At 71.5% G+C, this 18,261-nt stretch carries 11 protein-coding genes and 1 pseudogene; 2 read left to right on the top strand and 10 right to left on the bottom strand.

Features of this window, described 5'->3' with window-relative positions; genetic code table 11:
• The first annotated feature begins 575 nt into the window (after nucleotides 1–575).
• Complete coding sequence (locus tag FHR56_RS18925; RefSeq protein WP_160948442.1) at nucleotides 576–1,754, top strand: benzoate/H(+) symporter BenE family transporter; 1,179 nt, start codon at nucleotides 576–578, stop codon at nucleotides 1,752–1,754.
• Between the two features lie 21 nt (nucleotides 1,755–1,775).
• On the opposite strand, the gene bphP is transcribed toward FHR56_RS18925, so the two are convergent.
• The 5 genes from bphP to FHR56_RS18900 all read right to left on the bottom strand — a co-directional run bounded on the left by bphP (nucleotide 1,776) and on the right by FHR56_RS18900 (nucleotide 8,983).
• Nucleotides 1,776–3,680, bottom strand: a complete 1,905-nt coding sequence (gene bphP / locus FHR56_RS18920; RefSeq protein WP_160948441.1) for a bacteriophytochrome BphP — start codon at nucleotides 3,678–3,680, stop codon at nucleotides 1,776–1,778.
• Nucleotides 3,677–4,276 (bottom strand): biliverdin-producing heme oxygenase, encoded by a 600-nt coding sequence (locus FHR56_RS18915; protein WP_160948440.1) that lies wholly within the window; start codon nucleotides 4,274–4,276, stop codon nucleotides 3,677–3,679. Before FHR56_RS18915 ends, bphP begins: the two co-directional genes overlap by 4 nt.
• A 134-nt stretch (nucleotides 4,277–4,410) precedes the next feature.
• On the bottom strand, nucleotides 4,411–5,661 hold the full coding sequence (locus FHR56_RS18910) for a TCR/Tet family MFS transporter (protein ID WP_160948439.1): 1,251 nt from the start codon (nucleotides 5,659–5,661) through the stop codon (nucleotides 4,411–4,413).
• Between the two features lie 385 nt (nucleotides 5,662–6,046).
• Nucleotides 6,047–8,323 carry a lytic murein transglycosylase gene (locus FHR56_RS18905; RefSeq protein ID WP_237473373.1) on the bottom strand — a complete coding sequence of 759 codons (2,277 nt, stop codon included), beginning with the start codon at nucleotides 8,321–8,323 and terminating at the stop codon, nucleotides 6,047–6,049.
• Between the two features lie 267 nt (nucleotides 8,324–8,590).
• Complete coding sequence (locus FHR56_RS18900) at nucleotides 8,591–8,983, bottom strand: YchJ family metal-binding protein (protein WP_160948438.1); 393 nt, start codon at nucleotides 8,981–8,983, stop codon at nucleotides 8,591–8,593.
• A 96-nt stretch (nucleotides 8,984–9,079) separates the two neighbouring features.
• Between FHR56_RS18900 and FHR56_RS18895 the strand changes: the two are divergent.
• Nucleotides 9,080–9,853, top strand: a pseudogene (locus tag FHR56_RS18895) (TSUP family transporter).
• A 102-nt stretch (nucleotides 9,854–9,955) separates the two neighbouring features.
• Here FHR56_RS18895 and FHR56_RS18890 read toward each other — a convergent pair.
• The 5 genes from FHR56_RS18890 to FHR56_RS18870 form a co-directional block, all read right to left on the bottom strand.
• A complete protein-coding gene (locus FHR56_RS18890; RefSeq protein ID WP_160948437.1) occupies nucleotides 9,956–13,783 on the bottom strand; it encodes an SbcC/MukB-like Walker B domain-containing protein in 3,828 nt (1,275 codons plus the stop codon).
• A 95-nt stretch (nucleotides 13,784–13,878) separates the two neighbouring features.
• Nucleotides 13,879–14,568, bottom strand: coding sequence for a DUF4194 domain-containing protein (locus tag FHR56_RS18885; protein WP_160948436.1), 690 nt, complete (start codon nucleotides 14,566–14,568; stop codon nucleotides 13,879–13,881).
• Nucleotides 14,555–16,024, bottom strand: coding sequence for a DUF3375 domain-containing protein (locus tag FHR56_RS18880; RefSeq protein ID WP_160948435.1), 1,470 nt, complete (start codon nucleotides 16,022–16,024; stop codon nucleotides 14,555–14,557). The genes FHR56_RS18885 and FHR56_RS18880 overlap by 14 nt, the downstream gene beginning before the upstream one ends.
• 32 nt (nucleotides 16,025–16,056) lie before the next feature.
• Nucleotides 16,057–16,656: a GTP cyclohydrolase I FolE gene (folE, locus tag FHR56_RS18875; protein ID WP_160948434.1), complete on the bottom strand. Its 600-nt coding sequence runs from the start codon at nucleotides 16,654–16,656 to the stop codon at nucleotides 16,057–16,059.
• A gap of 167 nt (nucleotides 16,657–16,823) precedes the next feature.
• A complete protein-coding gene (locus tag FHR56_RS18870) occupies nucleotides 16,824–18,173 on the bottom strand; it encodes an MFS transporter (RefSeq protein ID WP_160948433.1) in 1,350 nt (449 codons plus the stop codon).
• Nucleotides 18,174–18,261 lie beyond the last annotated feature (88 nt).

Genomic DNA, 18,261 nt, shown 5'->3' with positions numbered 1-18,261 from the left:
CCTGCAGGCGTCCTCACAAGTTACCTGCGCACACTGTCAAAGAACTTCGGGGCCGGCCTCAGCGCCTTTCCCTCTTTTCGCCCCGACGTTTCCGTCCGAGTGAGCCGCCCATTATAGCGGACTTTTTGTTTCCGTCAACACCTCATTTCGAGGTGGTTGACGCTGGTTCGCCTTCAAACCCGAGGGCTTTTCGTCGAACCGAGCCGCCCATCATAGCGGCTTTTTTCTTGCCGTCAACACCTTTTTGATCAGGTGGTTGACGCCGCTTCTTCGTCCAAACCCGAAGGCTTTTCCTCGAAGCGAGCCGGCCATATTAGCCGAATTTTTCACGCTGTCAACACCCGATGTTCGCTAGGTGTTTCCGGCCCCGCCTGCCTCTGTCGCGCCGAAGCTCGGCAGTTGCGTAGCGGGCCGCGCAGTTTAATGGCACGAAAAAAAACGTCAACCGTTTTTTTGCGGTCGCCTTGCAGCACCGTCGCTGCCCCGCGCTCTTCTCTCTATACGTGCGGACGCGGCGCGGCCGACCGCCGGCATTTGGCCGAGAATGCAGCCTGCGCTCCACGACGGGATTCCGCATGACTTCTGCTGCACGCTCACTCTGGCGCGACGCTTCGCTGCCCGCGCTGATCGCCGGCTTCGTCACCGTGCTGGTCGGCTTCACCAGTTCGGCGGCCATCGTGTTCCAGGCCGCGCGCAGCGTCGGCGCCTCGCAGGCGCAGATCGCCTCGTGGATGTGGGCGCTGGGGCTGGGCATGGGCCTGACCTGCATCGGGCTGTCGCTGCGCTACCGGATGCCGGTGGTCACCGCCTGGTCCACGCCCGGTGCCGCCCTGCTGATCGGCAGCGGCGGCGGGCTGCCGCTGTCCGATGCGATCGGCGCCTTCGTGGTGGTGGCGGTGTTGTCCACGCTCGCCGGTATCTCCGGGCTGTTCGAACGTCTGCTGCGGCGCATCCCGTTGTCGCTGGCCTCGGCGATGCTGGCCGGGGTGCTGCTGCGCTTCGGCCTGGACGTGTTCGTGGCGATGCAGCACCAACTCGGCATGGCGCTGGCGATGTTCGCCACCTACTTGCTCGGGCGCCGTGCCTTCCCACGCTATGCGGTGATCGCCACGCTGCTGGTCGGCATCGCAGTGGCCGCAGGCAACGGCGCGCTGCATCTGGAGGCGGCGCAACTGCGCCTGGCGCAGCCGGTGCTGGTGTGGCCGACCCTGTCGTGGCAGGCGCTGTTCGGGATCGCGCTGCCGCTGTTCGTGGTGACGATGACCTCGCAGAACCTGCCAGGCGTGGCGGCGATCCGCGCCTCCGGCTATGCGGTGCCCATCTCCCCGACCATCGGCTGGATCGGCGTGGTCAACACGGTGCTGGCGCCGTTCGGCGCCTACGGGTTGAACCTGGCCGCGATCACGGCGGCGATCTGCATGGGCCGCGAGGCGCAGGAAGATCCGCAGCGGCGCTACATGGCCGCGGTGTTCGCCGGGGTCTTCTATCTGCTGATCGGCGTGTTCGGCGCCACCGTGGCGGCACTATTCGCCGCCTTTCCCAAGGAACTGGTGATGGCGATCGCCGGCATCGCGCTGTTCGGCACCATCGGCAACAGCCTGGCCTCGGCGTTGCGCGAGGAACACGAGCGCGAGCCGGCGCTGATCGCGTTCCTGGTCACCGCCTCGGGCCTGTCGCTGTTCGGCATCGGCGCGGCGCTGTGGGGCCTGCTGGCCGGCGCGGCGACGCTGGCGCTGTGGCGGCGCACGCGCTGAGCGTGCGCCGCGGACGATGGCTCAGCGCGGATCGCGCAGCTGCAGCAACCAGTGGCTGGACACGCCGGAGTGATCGGGCAGCGGTTCGAAGTCGAATTGGCGGTGCACGGCCGTGGTCCCGTCCACGCGCAGCGGCAGGGTGACGTAGGCCGCGCGCCCTTGCCGCAGCAGGGTGTCGATGCGCTGGGTCTCGGCCAGCACGGCATCGCTGGCGTACAGGCGCTCGAGGTCGCAGCCGATCAGCTCGGCGACCTCGCGCTCGTACAGCGCGGCGAAGGCCTCGTTGACGAAGGCCAGGCGGCTGCGCCGCGCGCCTTCGCCGCGCTCGACGATCGCCACCGGCTCGCGCAACCGCGACAGCGAAGCCTCCAGCAGCGCGAAGTCCTGCTGGAAGCGCTTGCGCTCCATCAACTCGATCAGCACCCGCAGGCTGCGCGCCGACTCCAGGCTGATCGGCGACCAGGGCTGCGCGCGGCCGCGCACGGTCTCCTGCCACAGCTCGAAGCTCTTGCGCGGGGACAGCCGCGAACCGGCGATGTCCTGCAGCTTGGCCAACTGCGGATTGCCCGCCCAGTTGACCGTGCGTATCTGTTCGCGGCGGGTCCACAGCAAGGCGCTGCGGGCCTGCGGCATCAGCGGCACGAAGATGAAGCCGGCCGCCAGCGGGGCCAGATCGGCCAGCGCCGGAAAGGTCTGGCCGATCTGGTCCGAGTGCAGCGCGCCGACCGCGTCGTGACGCAGCGCTTCGTGATGGGTGGACTCGATCTGTTCGCGGATCCGCGCCAGATCCGCGGTCGCCGGCAGCATGCCGTGGCGGGTGACATGATCGCCGTGGAACACCGCCACGCCGTCGGCATCGACCACGTCGAGCAGGTCCGAGGCCATTTCGTCGAGCATGGACGCGGTCAGCATGTCGGCGTCGTTGAAGTTGGTGATCAACTTCTCGCGCACGGTCAGCAGCACCGACTCGGTGCGCGCACGCGCCACCGCGGTGATCGCGCCGATGCGCCCGGCCAGTGCGCGGCTCACCGCATCGGCGACATCGCGCATCTCGTGGTTGCAGAAGTACGGGCGGTAGTGGTGGCAGGCGATCAGCCCCCACAGCGCGTCGTTGACCACGATCGAGGCCACCAGGGTGGCGGTGACGCCCATGTTGGCCAGGTACTCCAGGTGCACCGGCGACACGCTGCGCAGGCTGACGTCGCTCAGGTCCACCGGCGCGCGCAGGCGCGGATGCAGCGTGGGATGGATCGGCGACGGCACATAGCCGACGTTGGCGATCTGGCGCACGCGGTTGCGCAGGTACAGCGCGCGGGCCTGCGCCGGAATGTCGGTGGCCGGATAGTGCAGGCCGAGATACGGCTCCAGTTCCGCCGCGCGCGCCTCGGCGACCACGTCGCCGTTCCAGTCGTCGTCGAAGCGGTAGATCATCACCCGGTCGTAGCCGATCAGGCTGCGCAGGCTCTTGGCGGCGCGCTGGCAGGCGTCCTCGATGCTCTGGTCGGTCTCCAGCCGGCGCAGCACCGGCAGCGCTTCGCGCAGGGTGGCGTCGGCCAGCGGCGCGTCGCGCGGCTCCAGTTCCAGCAGCCACTGCTCCGGATACAGATGCCAGGCACCGACCCAGCGCTGCGCCGCGGCGGCGCCCTTGATGCCGACGTCGACATAGGCCAGATCGCTGCGCTCGGCGGCGTCGGGCAGCAACCGCGTGCGCGGATCCTCCAGCGTCAGCAGGGCGCTGTAGGGCTGTCCGAGCAGGTCGTCCAGCGGCCGGCCGAACAGGTCGGCGGCGCTGGCGCTGGCCTGGACGATGCGGCCATCCCGCGGCTCGATCACCAGCAGCACGCCGTGCGGCTGCACCGAGCCGGGGATGTGGATCGGTTCGCGTGCGCATGCGTCCATGTCCAGGGGCACGACGATGTCGCTCATGCGGCGATCTCCAGGGCGAAATGGGTATGGAAGTGCGCGAACATGGCGCGGGCGCCATCGACCGCGGCCTGCTGCAGGGGCACGGTCGGCAAGGCCCGCTCCAGGCGTTGCTGGAAGTGCCGCCAGGCGGCCGGATCGGCATGGCCGAGTTCGAAATAGGACAGCGCCGGCGCGGCCGCGGGCAGGGTCTGCCGCAGTTGCCGGGCGATCACCCGCCCGCCCAGGCGCGAGCCCTCGACCACGTACAGCATGCCCCAGCGCTGGGCCTCGACCGACACCGGCGGCACCGGTTGCAGCGGGGGCGGCGACGCCTGCAGGGCGTGCAGGTCCTGCGCCAGCAGCGGCGCGCGCGGCTGGTACTGCCACTGCGCATCGCCGCAGTCGCGCAGCCAGGCCGCCTCCTGGCGCTCCCAGCCGGCCAGGGCCGCGTGATGGCGGCGCAGCACGTGCGCATAGGCGGACAGCGAGAGGGTGGCACCCAGCAAGGCGCGCATCGCCGGCAGGTCTTCGACGGCCTGGTGCTGCTGCGCGGTGGCGTCGCGCAGCAGGCGCGAGGCGGTCAACGGCAGGGCGGTTCCGTCGGGAGGGGACATCATGCAGGCGACTGGTACAGCAGCCGGCCGGCCGCGACGAAAGAGAGGGCACAGCGTAACAATCGCGGCCGCGTGGTGCCAGGCGAGGCCGCGCGGGCCACGCCGCCCGTGCGCACGCAAACTGAGCCGTTCATGCCTCAGCCGCCGGCCACCGTGGCGGCCGGCACCCGCGCGCGGCGCCAGGCCACGATCCAGCCGCTGCCCAGCAGCAGCGCCGCCAGCAGCCAGGGCACCCCGGGGAAATGCAGCAGCGCGCGCGGGCCGATGAAGGCGGCGAACACCCACGCGTAGAGCAGCGGCCCGATCACCCCGGCCAGGCTGACCAGGCTCATCAGCGCGCCCTGGATGCGGCCCTGCGCATCGGCGCCGACGTGGCGGGTGACGATCGCCTGCGCCGCCGGCCCGGCCACCGCCCACAGTGCGCTGATCGGCACGCCGAGCAGGAACAGCGCGCCGCTGCCGGCCACGCTGTAGATGGCGAAACCGATCACGCCGCAGCCCAGGCCGAACAGCAGCGCGCCGCGCTCGCCGAAGCGGCGCACCACCCGCGCCACCAGTACGGCATTGACCACGATGCTGCACACGCCGACCAGCGCCAGCACCCAGCTGACCTGTTTCGGCCCCCAGCCGAAGCGATAATCGGCGAACAGCACGAAGATGCTCGGGTAGACGTAGTGCGCCAGGTTGGCCAGGAAGATCACCGCGGCCAGCGCGAATACCTGCGGATAGCGACGCAGCAGGCGCAGCGCGCCGAACGGATTGGCATGCGCCCAGTCCACGCGTGCGGTGCGCCGTTCCGGCGCCAGCGATTCGGGCAGCACCCACAGGCCGTAGAGGAAGTTGAGCAGGGCCAGCCCGGCGGCGAACCAGAACGGCGCGCGCAGATGCAGGCTGCCGAGCCAGCCGCCCAGCAGCGGGCCGACCACGAAGCCCACGCCGAACGCCGCGCCGATGATGCCGTAGGCCTGGGCGCGCTTGTCGGCGGGGGTGATGTCGGCGATGTAGGCGTTGGCCGAGGTGAAGCTGGCCGAGAACACGCCGGAGACCATGCGCGCCAGCAGCAGCACCGGCAGGCTCTGCGCCAGCGCCATCACCATGAAGTCCACGCCCAGCCCCAGGCAAGAGGCCAGGATCACCGGGCGACGGCCGTAGCGGTCGGACAGGGCGCCCTGCAGCGGCGAACTGACGAACTGCAGCGCGGCGAACAGGAAGCCGAACCAGCCGACCCACCGGGCCGCGGCGGCGAAATCGCCGCCGGTGAAGTCGCGCACCAGCGTGGGCAGCACCGGGATGATGACGCCGAAGGACAGCACGTCGATCAGCAGGGTGACGAAGATGAAGGCGACCGCGGCACGGCGTGAGCGGATGGCGGGAGTCGGAGCGTGCACAGCAGGCCTCCTGGCGGACGCGGCAGTGTAATCGGCGCCGCTGCGGGTGCGGGAGGCCGAGTGGAGAGCGCCGCCTGCCTGCCACCTCGCGGGGGCTTGGCTGGGTGCGGTCGGCGCGATTTCCAGTCGCGAGCGGCGGAGGTCGTCGCGTCGGGACTGAAGTCCCTCCCACAACAGCGTCGCGGCTGGGCGGATTGGCCCGGAACTGAGGCCCTCTACCCCGAGCGACTCCCCTCTCCCGCCGGGAGAGGGGTCGGGGGTGAGGGTCCGGCGCAGCAGCGGCGCGACGCTTGCTAGCGAGGCGCGCCGGCGCCGCGATCACGGCGGGGCCGTCACCAATGCCGACCGCCCGGCCGCGGCAGGCGGTGCCGCCGTCCGGCCGGGGTCACAACGCCACGACGGAAATCGTCTGCTGCAGCACGTGCTGGGCGCCCGGCGCCAGATCGATCACCTCGGGCCCGGCGTTGGCCGCTTCCAGGCACACGAACTGGCGCCAGTGCGGGCCGACGTCGGCCATCTTCTGCGCGCCGGCCTCGCCCGGGTTCCAGGCCACCAGGGTGCGGCTGCCGGTGGTGGCGATCTCGATGCGGCGCTGCAGGCCCGGGTCCAGCAGGGTGTAGCGGCCGCCGGCGCCGGTGTAGATGCGGTCGCTGCGGCCGGGATCGCGTGGGTCCTGCAGGCTCCAGTCGCCGTCCTGGCGATGCGGCGTGGCGTAGTTCTCGAACTTGTCGAGGTAGTCCAGGCCGTCCAGGCCCTGCACCCGCACCTGGGTGGCGTCGGCGACGCGGAAGTAGTTGTGCAGCGCCTGGGTGAAGCGGGCGGGCGCGGTGCCGACGTTGTCGGTGACCAGGCGCTGCTCCAGGGTGGCGCCGATGCGCAGCTGCATGTGCAGGCGCAGCGGCAGGTCGTCGAAGTCGGGCGGCGCCAGGGTCAGGACCAGGCTGCCGTCAGCCTCGCGCCGCGCGTCCTGCAACTGCCACGGCACGGTGCGCACGAAGCCGTGCGCGGGCACGGCATCGCTCTGGCCCTGGCGGCCGAAGTACGGCCAGCACACCGGGGTGCCGCCGCGGATCGGGGTCGGCGTGGGTTGCGCGCTCGGCGACAGCCACAGCGCGTCGGTGCCGCCCTTGGGCACGAACGACAGCACCTGGCCGCCGAACAGGCTGATCGCGGCGGTGGACTGCGGGGTCTCCACCAGCAGCGAGGGGTAGCCGTGGAAGTCGCCTGTGCTCAGGCCGGGGACGTCGGACATGGGGTGGATGCTCCGTGGCGCGGGGGATTGGGCGAAGGCCGGGTAGGCGGCCGGCAGCCGGAATGCGGTGGGCGGCGTGCCGCCGAACGGCGTCGGTGTCGGTGGAGGTGCCGGTGCGGGTTCCGGTGACGCCGCCGGCGCAGGCGGCGTTGGCGCGGCCGGTGGCGGCACGGGGGCCGCGGGCGCGCCGCCGGCCTCGCGGCGCAGCGCGTCGAGGATGCGTTGCCCGGCACGGCCGTCCGCCGGCTGCAGGCCCAGGCGCTGCTGCTCGGCCTGGATAGCGCGGCGGGTGGCGGTGCCGATGGCGCCGTCGGCCTGGCCGATGGCGTGGCCGCGCGCCAGCAACAAGGTTTGCAGTTCGCGCCGCTCCGGTCGGCCCAGGCCGGGGTCGTCGGTCGGCCAGGCCGCGACCAACCCGGGCTTGCCGCGCAGCCGGTCGGACAGCAGCGCGATCGCCAGCGCATAGCTTTCGGCGGCGTTGTAGGCGTAGATCGCGTCGTAGTTGCGGAACACCAGGAACGCCGGGCCGTGCACGCCGGCCGGGATCAGCACCGCCGCCGGGGTCTGCGCCGCCAGCGCCGGCAACGCGCTGCCATCGGCGGCGGTGAGGCCGCGCGCGCGCCAGTCCGACAGCGGCCGGCGCTGGGTGCGCCCGGCCAGCGCCGGGTCGAAACCGTCCGGCAGCTTCACTTCCAGCCCCCACGGCTGGCCGCTCTGCCAGCCGGCCAGCTTGAGGTAGTTGGCGGTGGAGGCCAGGGCATCGGGAATGCTGGCGACCAGGTCGCGGCGGCCGTCGCCATCGCCGTCCACGGCGACGCGGGCGTAGGTGCTGGGCATGAACTGGGTATGGCCGAAGGCGCCGGCCCAGGACCCGGTCAGGCCCTCGGGGCGCAGGTCGCCGGCCTGCAGCAGCTTCAGCAGCGCGAACAGTTCGCTGCGGAAGAACGGCTGGCGGCGGCCTTCGCAGGACAGGGTCAGCAGCGACACCAGCAGCGGGCGCTTGCCGGAGATGCGCCCGTAGTCGCTCTCCACGCCCCACACCGCGACCACCGTCTCCGGGTCCACGCCGTATTGCTGCGCCACCTGCGCGAGCAGGTCGCGGTGTGCGGCGAGCATGGCGCGGCCGTCGTCGATGCGCTGGCTGTCGACCAGGCCGGCCAGGTAGTCCCAGATCGGCGTGGTGAATTCGGGCTGGGCATCGAGCAGCGGCAGCACGCTCGGATCCGGCTGCAGCCCGGCGGTGAAGCGATCGAAGGACGCCTCGGCGACGCCCGCCTTTGCCGCGGCCGTGCGCAGGCCGGCCACGCAAGTGGCGAACGCCGGATCGGGCGCGGACGGCGCCGCTGCGGGCGGGGTCTGCGCGAGCGCGCAGGGCGCCGCCAGCAGCAGGATCCAGGCCAAACGCATCATCGCAACATCCTCGCCGACGGCAGGGCCGACATCATAAACAACCGCCGCGTGTGCACTCCGCTCACGCGGTGCTGGCGGCACGCGGCCGGCAAGGTGTTCCGAGCGTGGCTTCGCCGGCAGATCGCGCGACATCCCGCCGCGGCCGGGAGACGCGCGGCGTTCGGATGCTGCGGCAGGCTGTTCGGAACGACGAGGAGCAGCGCGCCCGTCCTCGCCAACGAACGGTGGTATGCGGGCCTGCGCACCACCGGCGCGATGGGCGCCGATTCAGTCCAGCGCGTCGAGGTAATACCAGCGCCCGTCCTCGCGCACGAAGCGGCTGTGCTCGGTCATGCGCACGGCGCTGCCGCCGCCGATGCGATAGCGCGCCAGGAACGCGACCTCGGCACTGTCGGCGCCGGTCTGCAGCACCCGCTGTACGGTGAGGCCGAGCCAGACCGTGCGCGGGTCGATCTCCACCTGCGGCGGGCAGGTAGACGGGTGCCAGCTCGCGCGCAGGTAATCGGCGTCGCAGCGCACGTAGGCGCTGTAGCGCGACCGCATCAAGGATTCGGCATCCGGCGCAGGGGCGCCGGCGTGGTACGGCCCGCAGCACTGCGCGTAGTCGCGCGGACGGCCGCAGGGGCAGGGATCGGCAAGGCGCGGGGCGGACGGTGGCATGTGCCGATTGTGCCGGCTGGCGCGCCATCGCGCACGCCGCGCGCGCACCGTTGCCGGTGGCGGCTATGCTTGCGGCCCCTTGCGTGGAGCGCCGGCGTGCTGGAGTCGATCCCCACCGAATTGCCATGGCTGCTGTGCATCGCCTTCGTCGCCGGGCTGGTGGACGCGGCGGTGGGCGGCGGCGGCCTGATCCAGTTGCCCGGGCTGTTCGCGACCTTGCCGCAACAGGCACCGGCAGTAGTGCTGGGCACCAACAAGTTCAGCGCCATGGCCGGCACCGGCACCGCCGCCTGGCGCTACGCGCGCCATGTGCGCCTGCCGTAGCGGCCGGTGCTGTACGCGACCGCGACCGCGTTCGTGTTTTCCTTCCTCGGCGCCACCGCGGTGAGCCTGCTGCCGAAACAGGCGGTGCGCCCGCTGATCCTGGTGCTGCTGATCGCGATGCTGGGCTACACGCTGGTCAAGAAGGACTTCGGCGCGCTGCACCGGCCGCGCCACATCGGCCGCCGCGAACTGGCGATCGCGCTGGCGATCGGCGCGGCGATCGGCTTCTACGACGGCTTCTTCGGCCCGGGCACCGGCAGCTTCCTGATCTTCCTGTTCATCCGCTTCTTCGGCCTGGATTTCCTGCGCGCCTCGGCCGCCTCGAAGGTGGTGAACCTGGCCACCAACCTGGCGGCGCTGTGCTTCTTCGTGCCCAGCGGCAAGATCCTGCTGGCCGCGGCGGTGCCGATGGCCGTGGCCAACGTGGCCGGCGCGGTGACCGGCACGCGGCTGGCGCTGCGCGGCGGCACGCCGCTGATCCGGCAGTTGTTCCTGGTGCTGGTGGTGGTGCTGATCGGCAAGATGGGCTGGGACTTGCTGCACTGAGCGCAGTTCCCGGCGCCGTGGGAGGTCGCCGCATCCCTGCCCTCCCGGCGATGCCGGCGCGCACAGGTGCCCGCGGGCATGCCCCCAAGCCGCCAGCGTCGCTCAGCGACCGCGGCGTTTGGCGGTCGCGGGAGGCGCCTTGGGTGCCGCCGCCTTGGTCGGTTTCGCAGGTTTGCCGCCTGCGGCGGCTTGCGCGGTCTTCGCCGACGCCGACCGCGCGGCCGGCCGGGTCGCCTTGGACGGACGTGCTGCGGCCGCGGCGGACTGGCGTGGCGCCTTCGCCGACGGGGTCTTCTTGGCCGCAGGCGTCGCGGCAGCCGTGCGGACGCGTTTGCCGGGCGCCGCGGGCGACGCCTTGCGCGTGGTCGACTTCGCGCCGTTGCCGCGGCCGCCGCGCGCCTTGCCGGAGGCACGCGCCGGCGCGACACCGGTGTCTGCAACAGCGCCTGCGCCGGGCTCCGCGGTGGTGACCGCCGTGTCCGCGGCCGACGTTGGCAGAGCGGCGCCAGCCTGATCCAGCGCCGCGCCCGATTCCACCGCAGGCGTCACCGCCTCGTTGCGGCTGCGCTCGGGCAGCTTCAACCGATGCGCCTGCTCGTCGTATTCGATCAGCAGCACGCCGGAATTGTGGCGGCCGCTGATCTCGACGAAGCAGGCGCCACCGATGAACGGCTCCAGCGTCATCACCGATTTGAGCGGCGTAGCCACCACCATCTGGAAACCGAAGTTCTCGAAGATGTTCATCGCCAGCGCGGTGAACTCGTTGTCGGCCTTGTCGAAGGCCTCGTCCAGCACCACCGCGGCGTAGCGCGGCAGTTCGCCGTCCTCGCCGCCGAGTTGGTAGCGCAGCGCCGCGGCCAGGCAGGTGGTGGCCAGCTTCTGGCGCTGGCCGCCGGACTTGCCGGCGCCGCTGCGGTAGATCTCCACCTGCGCGCGGCTGTCCGCGTCCAGTTCCACGCCGACGAATTCCACGTGCTGGCGCACGTCCAGCACCTGCTCGCGCCACCGCCGCAGTTCCGGTTCCTGCGCGCCGAGCCGCTGCACCAGCCCGCGCAGGGTGGCGAACTGCGCCTCGGCCAGCGCCCGGTCCTCGGTCTGCTGATGGCCGAGCACGGCGCGCAACTGCTGCTGGAATTCCTGCACCTCGAGCAGGCGCCGGTCGCTGACTTCGATGGTCAGCAGGGTGCCGCGATTGAACGGCACCTGTTCCAGGCTGGCGTTGACCTCGTCCATGCGCTGCTTGATCGCCTTGTGCGCTTCGGCGGTGTAGCGCTGCAGGGCCAGCAGGTTGTTCTTGCTCTGGGTCTGCAGCAGGTCGAAGAAGCGGCCTTCGTGGCGCGGCAGGCCGTCGCTCTCCAGGCGCTGCAGACGCGCCAGGAAGTCGTCGGCGCTGGCCAGGCTGACGGTGAAGTCGCCGCTGTCCTCCGGCCACTGCTGGCAGTAACGACGGAAGCAGTCCAGCACCTGCTGGCTCAGCCGCGCGTCCTGCGCCTGGCTCTGCGCCAGCTGTTCGCCGAGGCCGCGCTCGACGCTGCGCAGATGCGCCTCCAGGTTGTCCAGACTCAGCGGCGGCAGCGCCGCCAGCCGCGCGTCCAGCCCCGCCACCTGCGCCGGGCCGATCACCGCGGTGGCCACGCGCGCGGCGCAGGTCTCGCGCTGCGCTTCCAGGCGCGCGCGCTCGCGGCTCAGCTGCGCGCGCTCCAGGCGCACGTCCTCGTAGGTGCGGCGGGCCTGGTCGCGGCGCGCGCGGACGGTGGCGATCTGCTCGCCCAGCGCACGCAGCGCGGTGTCGCCTTCGCGCAGTTGCAGCAGTTGCTCGGCGATGTCGCTCAGGCGCTGCAGCTTCGGCGCGACGTCGATCTCGTCCCACTCGCGCTCGGCCAGGGTATGCGCGGCCAGTTGCCGGCCCTGGTCCTGCTCGCGCTGCTTGCGCAGGGCGGCGACGTCGGCATCGCAAGCGGCGATGCGCTGCGCCAGCGTCTGCCCCTCGCGCTCGAACACCTTGAGCTTGTCGCGGTTGTCGTAGCCGAGCAGCCAGCGCTTGCGGTCGCCGACGGCGTGGCGGTCGTCCTTCTCGTAGCGGTCGCCCGGGTGCTTGACCTGACCCTCGCGGGTGATCGCACGCTCGGCGTCGCGCAGCTGCGCCACGGTGTCCACGCAGGCGTAGTCGAAGCGCCGCGCCAGCTCCTGGCGCAGCCACGGCGCATAGGCATGATCGCGCAGCTCCAGCTTGCGCAGCAGCGACTTCGCGTCGGGCGCGCGCTGCTGCAGCGGCGCGTTGTGGCGCACGCGGAAATACACCAGGCGGGTGCCGAGCTGGGTCTTGTTGACCCAGTCGGCGACGCTGGCGTAGTGGCGTTCGTCGACCAGCAGCGACTGCGCGAAGCCGTGCAGCACGCGCTCGATCGCGCCGCGCCAGGCCGCCTGGTCGGCCTCCACCTGCACCAGCTCGCCGACGAACGGCAGCGCAGCTTCGGACAGGCCGGTCTCGGCGCACAGCCGCGCGCGCAGCGCCTGCATCGGCGCGGGAATGCTCGAGGGCGCCTTCAGCAGCGCCTCGATCTCGGTGCGGATGACCGCGAAGCGGCGTTCGTCCTCGCGGCGCTCGGCCATGCGCTCGGCGATCGCCTCGTCCAGGCTGCTGGCCTCGCCGGCGACGCCGTCGCGCAGCGCGCGCGCCTGCGCCACCTGCTCGGCGAAACCGCTGGCGCTGCCGGCCAGGCCCATGCCGAGCTGGCGGCAGGCCTGTTCGACCTGGCTGCGGCGGCGCATGCGCTCATCGCGCTCGCGCTCGACGCGGCCGCGTTCGCGCTCCAGTGCCTCGACCTGTTCGCCGCCCTGCGCGCGTTGCTGGGTCTCCAGCTCGGCCAGGGTCTGTTCGTGGTTGTCCAGCGCTTCGCGGCGCTGGCCCTCCTCGCCGGCCAGACCACGGTCCTGGGTGTCCAGTTCCTGCAGGCGTGCATCGAGCAGGGCCAGGCGGCGCTGCTCGCGGTAGCCGTCGATGCCCAGCTGCAGTTCGCGCAGCTCGCCGACGCTGTGGCGCAATGCCAGCAGCTCGGCGTGGTAGTCGCGCGCCGGGGTCAGGGTTTCCACCTGGCGCCGCGCGGTCACCACCGCGTGGTGGGCGCCATCGAGTTCGGCGAAGTCCTCGACAAGGCGGTCGGCCGCCTCGAAGGTGCGCGGCTCGTCGAGCATGAAGCTGCGCAGGAAGGCGTTGAGGTCACCCAGGTTCTTCGCCGACTGGGTCTTGTGCAGCAGCCGCAGCGCCATCTCGTTGCCGATGCCGAGCAGGTGGCGGAAGCGCTCGGCGTAGCCGGCGAAGCTGTCGAAGTGGTGCACGTCCTCGCCCAGGCGCAGCTTGAGCCGGCGCAGGTCCAGGTCGAAGCCGTCCAGTTCGGCGGCCACGTCGAAGCCGCGCGGCACCACCATGTAGTGCTTGCGCACGTCGGCCGCGGCGGTGCCGCTGCCGGCGATCCAGAACAGCCGCACCAGGCTCACCGCCTGGCCCTGCGCGTTGCGGTATTCCAGCGCCAGCGCCGACCAGGTCGCGCCCTTGCGCAGGTACTGGGTGGCGATCTCGCCGGAGGCGCTGTCCTGCTGGTCGGCCCAGGCGCCGCGCACGTAGGACACCAGGCTGCGGTCGCGGCCGCTGCGCTCGGCCTCGCGCGCGGCGGCGTTGAAGTCGACGATGCTCGGCGGCGTCAGCAGCGCCGACATCGCATCGAGCAGGGTCGACTTGCCCGAGCCGGAGCGGCCGACGAACAGGAAGCCCTTCTCGGCGATCGGTACGTCGGTCAGGCCGTTGAAGGTGCCCCAGTTGTGCACCTGCAGGCGGCGCATGCGGTACTGCTGCGCGCGCTGCTCGGCCAGGGTCTCGGCGAACAGGGACGGGGCGACGGGGACGGTGGACGATTCGGACAGGGACGTCATCGGGAACTCATCGGAAAACGGGGATGGCCGCCATGGCGGCCAGCGCACGGGTCGAGCCCGACGCTAGGCGCGGACGACGCGCGGGCGCAGACCGGTCATGGCGCCGGCTCGGCCGCGCCATCGCGCAGGCCGCGGTAGGCCGCCGCCAGCGCCTGCACGTCCTCGGCCGAGAACAGCAGCTTCAGCGCCGGCGAGACTTCGTAGCGGTCCTCGCTGCCGCGCAGCTTGGACAGCAGGTGGTTGTCGCGCATCTTGGCGATCGCCGCCAGCACCCGCCGGGCGAAGCCGGCGCGGTCGGTGGACACGTTCTTCTCGTACACCGACAGCACTTCCAGCAGTTGCGCCTCGTCGACCACCGCGCGCTCGCCACGGGTGTCGGCCTCGGCCAGTTGCTGGCGCAGGAACAGCAGCAGCACCGACTCGATGAAAGTCAGCGGCGCGGTACGCAGCAGCGCCGGGGTCTCCAGCTCGCCGGTGTCGGCCTGGCGCGCGAACGCCACGCCGCCGTCGCGGTCCAGCACCAGTTCCAGGAACAGCTCGCTCAGCACGCGGCGGATCGCCGCCTCGTGGCGCAGCAGCGCCGGCCACAGCGGCCCGTGCCGGTAGGCATCGACGCTGGGGCCGGACAACAGTTGGCACAGCGCACGCCGCGCCTCCAGCGGCAGGCTGCCGCTGTCGCCGGCGAACAGCGCGGTGCCGGCCTCGGCCGCGGCAGCGGTGGCGGCGGCCGCGGCGGCATCGCCGGGATCGGCGTCGTGGCCGTGGAATTCGTCAGACCAGCTCATTGCGTTTTTCCTTGGTGAACCACACCAGCGGGATGCGCGCGCGCCGGACCTGGCCGTCGCCGCCCTCCCATTGCACCGCTTCCCATTCGCCGTCGACGACCACGCCGTGGCGGGTGCCCAGCGCCAGGTAGCCGATCACGCTGCCCAACCCCTGCGCCGCCGGGCGCTGCCGCAACGCCTCGCCGATGCTCAGTTGCAGCTGCCGGCCGAGCAGGTCGTGCAGGTCGTTGCGCAGGCCGCGCAGGTCGATCTCCGACTGCGCCACCAGGTCGCCGACGCTGTCCAGCGAGATCGTCGCCGCCTCGGCCGCCTGCACCCGCCCGTCCACCTGCTGGCTGCGCGGGTCGTGCAGGCGCCACTGCGACAGCGAGCGCAGCCGCGCACTGCTCAGCGGCAGCACGTAGCCGGTGGCGGCGGTGGCGTGCAGGTGGTCGCGCAACTGCAGCGCCTCGCCCTGCGCCTGCTTCAGCAACTGGTTGAGCCGGCGCTGTTCCAGGTAGCCGCGGCTCTGCACGAACCCGCGCAGGCTGCGCGCGAAATGCTGCATCACCTCGTGCACCTGGCCGCCGCGTTCGAGCAGGGTGCCGGTGAGCCCGCGCAGGAAGGCGCGCTCGTGGCGGTCCAGGCGGCGGGCGAAGCCGCGCGCCAGCAGCGCCTCCAGCGCCGCATCCAGCTGCACGCTCTGCTCGGCGTCGTTGAGCAGGCTCCAGAACGCCTGGAAACTGCGCCCGGCCTCGCTCTCGCCGATCACGTCGATGCCGGCGAACAGCTTCTCCAGCACGTCGCCGCGCGCGCCCTCGTCGTCGATGATGCGCTCGCGGAACTCGCGGTTGAGCCGCTCGAAATCGTCGCGGACGCGGCGGAAATCCTCGGTCAGGTCGTCGGACAGGCGGATGATGTCGCGGGTGCGTTCCAGCGCGCGCTTGCCGTCCAGCGCGGCCAGCTTGCCCGCGGCCACGCGCTCGATCTCCGCATCCAGGCGCTCGCGCTCGGCGCGCAGCGCGGCCAGGCGCGCGTCCGGATCGGTCTCGGTCTGCCCGGCCAGTTGCACCAGCTGCTGGATCACCAGCGACAGCCGGCTCTCGGTGGCCACGCTGGCGCTGTCGCGCACGCCGGCGATGAAGCGGATCGCCTGCGCCGCCTGCCGCGACAGTTCGTACTCTTCCTGCGCATCGCCCTCGGGCAGGCGCCGCTCCAGCCAGCCCTGCGCCAGCCAGTGCGCCACGTAGGCCTGCGCGGTGCGCGGCAGTTCGCGCGAGAGCTGGTCGTCCTTCAGCGCATCGAGCTGGCGCTGCAGGCGTTCGTGCAGCACATCGGCCGGCAGCCGCCGCTGGGCGTCGCCCAGCAGGGTCTGCAGCAGGCCGATCAACTCCGGGGCGTGGTCGGCGGCGAGCAGCTTCCACAACGGCTGTTCGCGCAACTGGCGATAGCCGGCGATCCGGACATGCGGCTTCATGCAGGAACCGACCGCCACCGCATCGGCAAGACTCAGCGCGCCCGCTCGATGAAGCGCAGGAACTCGGCGCGGGTACGCGCGTCCTCGCGGAACGTGCCGAGCATCTTCGAGGTGACCATGCTGACGCCGCGCTTGTGGATGCCGCGGGTGGTCATGCACTCGTGCGCGCCTTCCACCACCACGCCCACGCCCAGCGGCTGCAGCACGTCCTGGATGCACTGGGCGATCTGCGCGGTCATCTTCTCCTGCACCTGGAAGCGCCGCGCATAGGCCTCGACCACGCGCGCCAGCTTGCTGATGCCCACCACCTTGCCGCGCGGCAGGTAGCCGACGTGGACCTTGCCGATGATCGGCGCCATGTGGTGTTCGCAGTGGCTTTCGTACTCGATGTCGCGCAGCACGATCAGCTCGTCGTAGCCGGCCACTTCCTCGAAGGTGCGCAGCAGGTACTCGCGCGGGTCGGCGCGGTAGCCGCTGAACCAGTCGCCGTAGGCCTCGGCCACGCGCCGCGGGGTATCCAGCAGGCCCTCGCGGCTGGGGTCCTCGCCGGCCCAGCGCAGCAGGGTGCGCACCGCGTCTTCGGCCTGCGCCTGGGTTACCGGAGGAGTGGAGCTGTTGTCTGGATCGGCCATGGGGGAACGCCCGTGAGGGGGCTGCATGGTACCCGAGTCGCCTGTCAGCCGCCGCATGACAGCGCCCGCGCGGCGGGGCGGCCGGGGCGACATGGGGTCCTTCGTTCAGCGTCCGTCGGCGACGCGCCCGGGCGGCGCCTGCAACGCCCGGGCCGCCACCGCGCCGGTCAGCGCCGGCGCGCCTGCATCTCGCCCTCGTGGTCGAGCCAGTTGGACCCCTTGTTGGTCAGGAAGAACATGTACACCAGCAGCGACACCGCGATCACCGCCGTGGCGTACCAGACGAAGGTGGTGACATGGCCGGTCTTCAGCGAGGCTTGGTACAGCAGCGGCGCGGTGCCCCCGAAGGCCGAATTGGCCAGCGCATAGCCCAGGCCCACGCCCAGCGCGCGGATGTGGGTGGGGAACAGTTCCGCCTTCACCACCGCGTTGATCGAGGTGTAGCCGGTGAGGATGACGAAGCCGGCGGTGAGGATGGCGAAGGCGCTCAGCCAGTCGCTCTGCCTGGGCAGTTCCAGCACCAGGAACCAGGTGTAGAGCACGCCGCCGATGCCGAAGAACACCAGCAGGGTCTTGCGCCCGATGATGTCCGACAGCCAGCCGCCCACCGGCTGCATCAGCATCAGCACGATCAGCGCGACCAGGTTGATGATGGTGCCGGCCATCACGTCGTCGCCGGCGAAGGCGGTCTGGATCATCTTCGGCCCGGTCACCGAGTAGGTGTAGAAGGCCACGGTGCCGCCAGCGGTGATCAGGAAGCACAGCAGCAGCGGGCGCCACTGGTGCACGAACAGCTCGCGCAGCGAGCCGGAGGACGTGTCCTTGCCCTGCTTGGCCGCGGCGATGGACTCGGAGGTCAGCGACTCGTCCATCGTGCGCCGCAGCCAGAACACCACCAGCGCGCCGACACCGCCCAGGCCGAAAGCCACGCGCCAGCCCCATTCGGAAATCTGCCCCTTGTCGAAGAAGTGCAGCATCCCGAACAGCACCGCCTGCGCCAGCACGTGGCCGCCGACCAGGGTGACGTAGTGGAAGGAGGACAGGAAGCCGCGCCGCCCCGGGATCGCCGCCTCGGACATGTAGGTGGCGCTGGTGCCGTACTCGCCGCCGGTGGCGAAGCCCTGCAGCAAGCGCGCCAGCAGCAGCACCACCGCCGCGGCGCCGCCGATGCTGGCCACGGTGGGCGTCACCGCGATCAGGAACGAACAGGCCGCCATCACCGACACCGACACCGTCAGCGCCAGGCGGCGGCCGTAACGGTCGGCGAAGCGGCCGAAGTACCAGGCGCCGATCGGGCGCATCAGGAAGGTCACCGCGAAGATCGCCCACACGTACAACGTGGCGTTCTTGTCCTCCTTGGAGAAGAACTGCGACTCGAAGTAGGTGGCGAACACCGAGTAGACGTAGACGTCGTACCACTCCACCAGGTTGCCGGCCGAGCCCTTGAGCGTATTCGACACCGAGCGGCGCAGGCTGCCCGGTGCGGCGGCGGAGGACGGAGCGGTGGATGCACTCATGCGGTGGGCCTCATGGATGGACGTCACGGAGTATAGGCAGGCGCTTGCGAGGATCCTGTCGCGACGGCGGCCACGCCGGGCGTGCGCG

Source organism: Xanthomonas sp. F10 (assembly GCF_014206815.1).
Classification (GTDB): Bacteria; Pseudomonadota; Gammaproteobacteria; order Xanthomonadales; family Xanthomonadaceae; genus Xanthomonas_A; species Xanthomonas_A indica.
The sequence above is the reverse complement of the archived record's forward strand: the minus strand, read 5'-3'. Positions and strand labels throughout refer to the sequence as shown.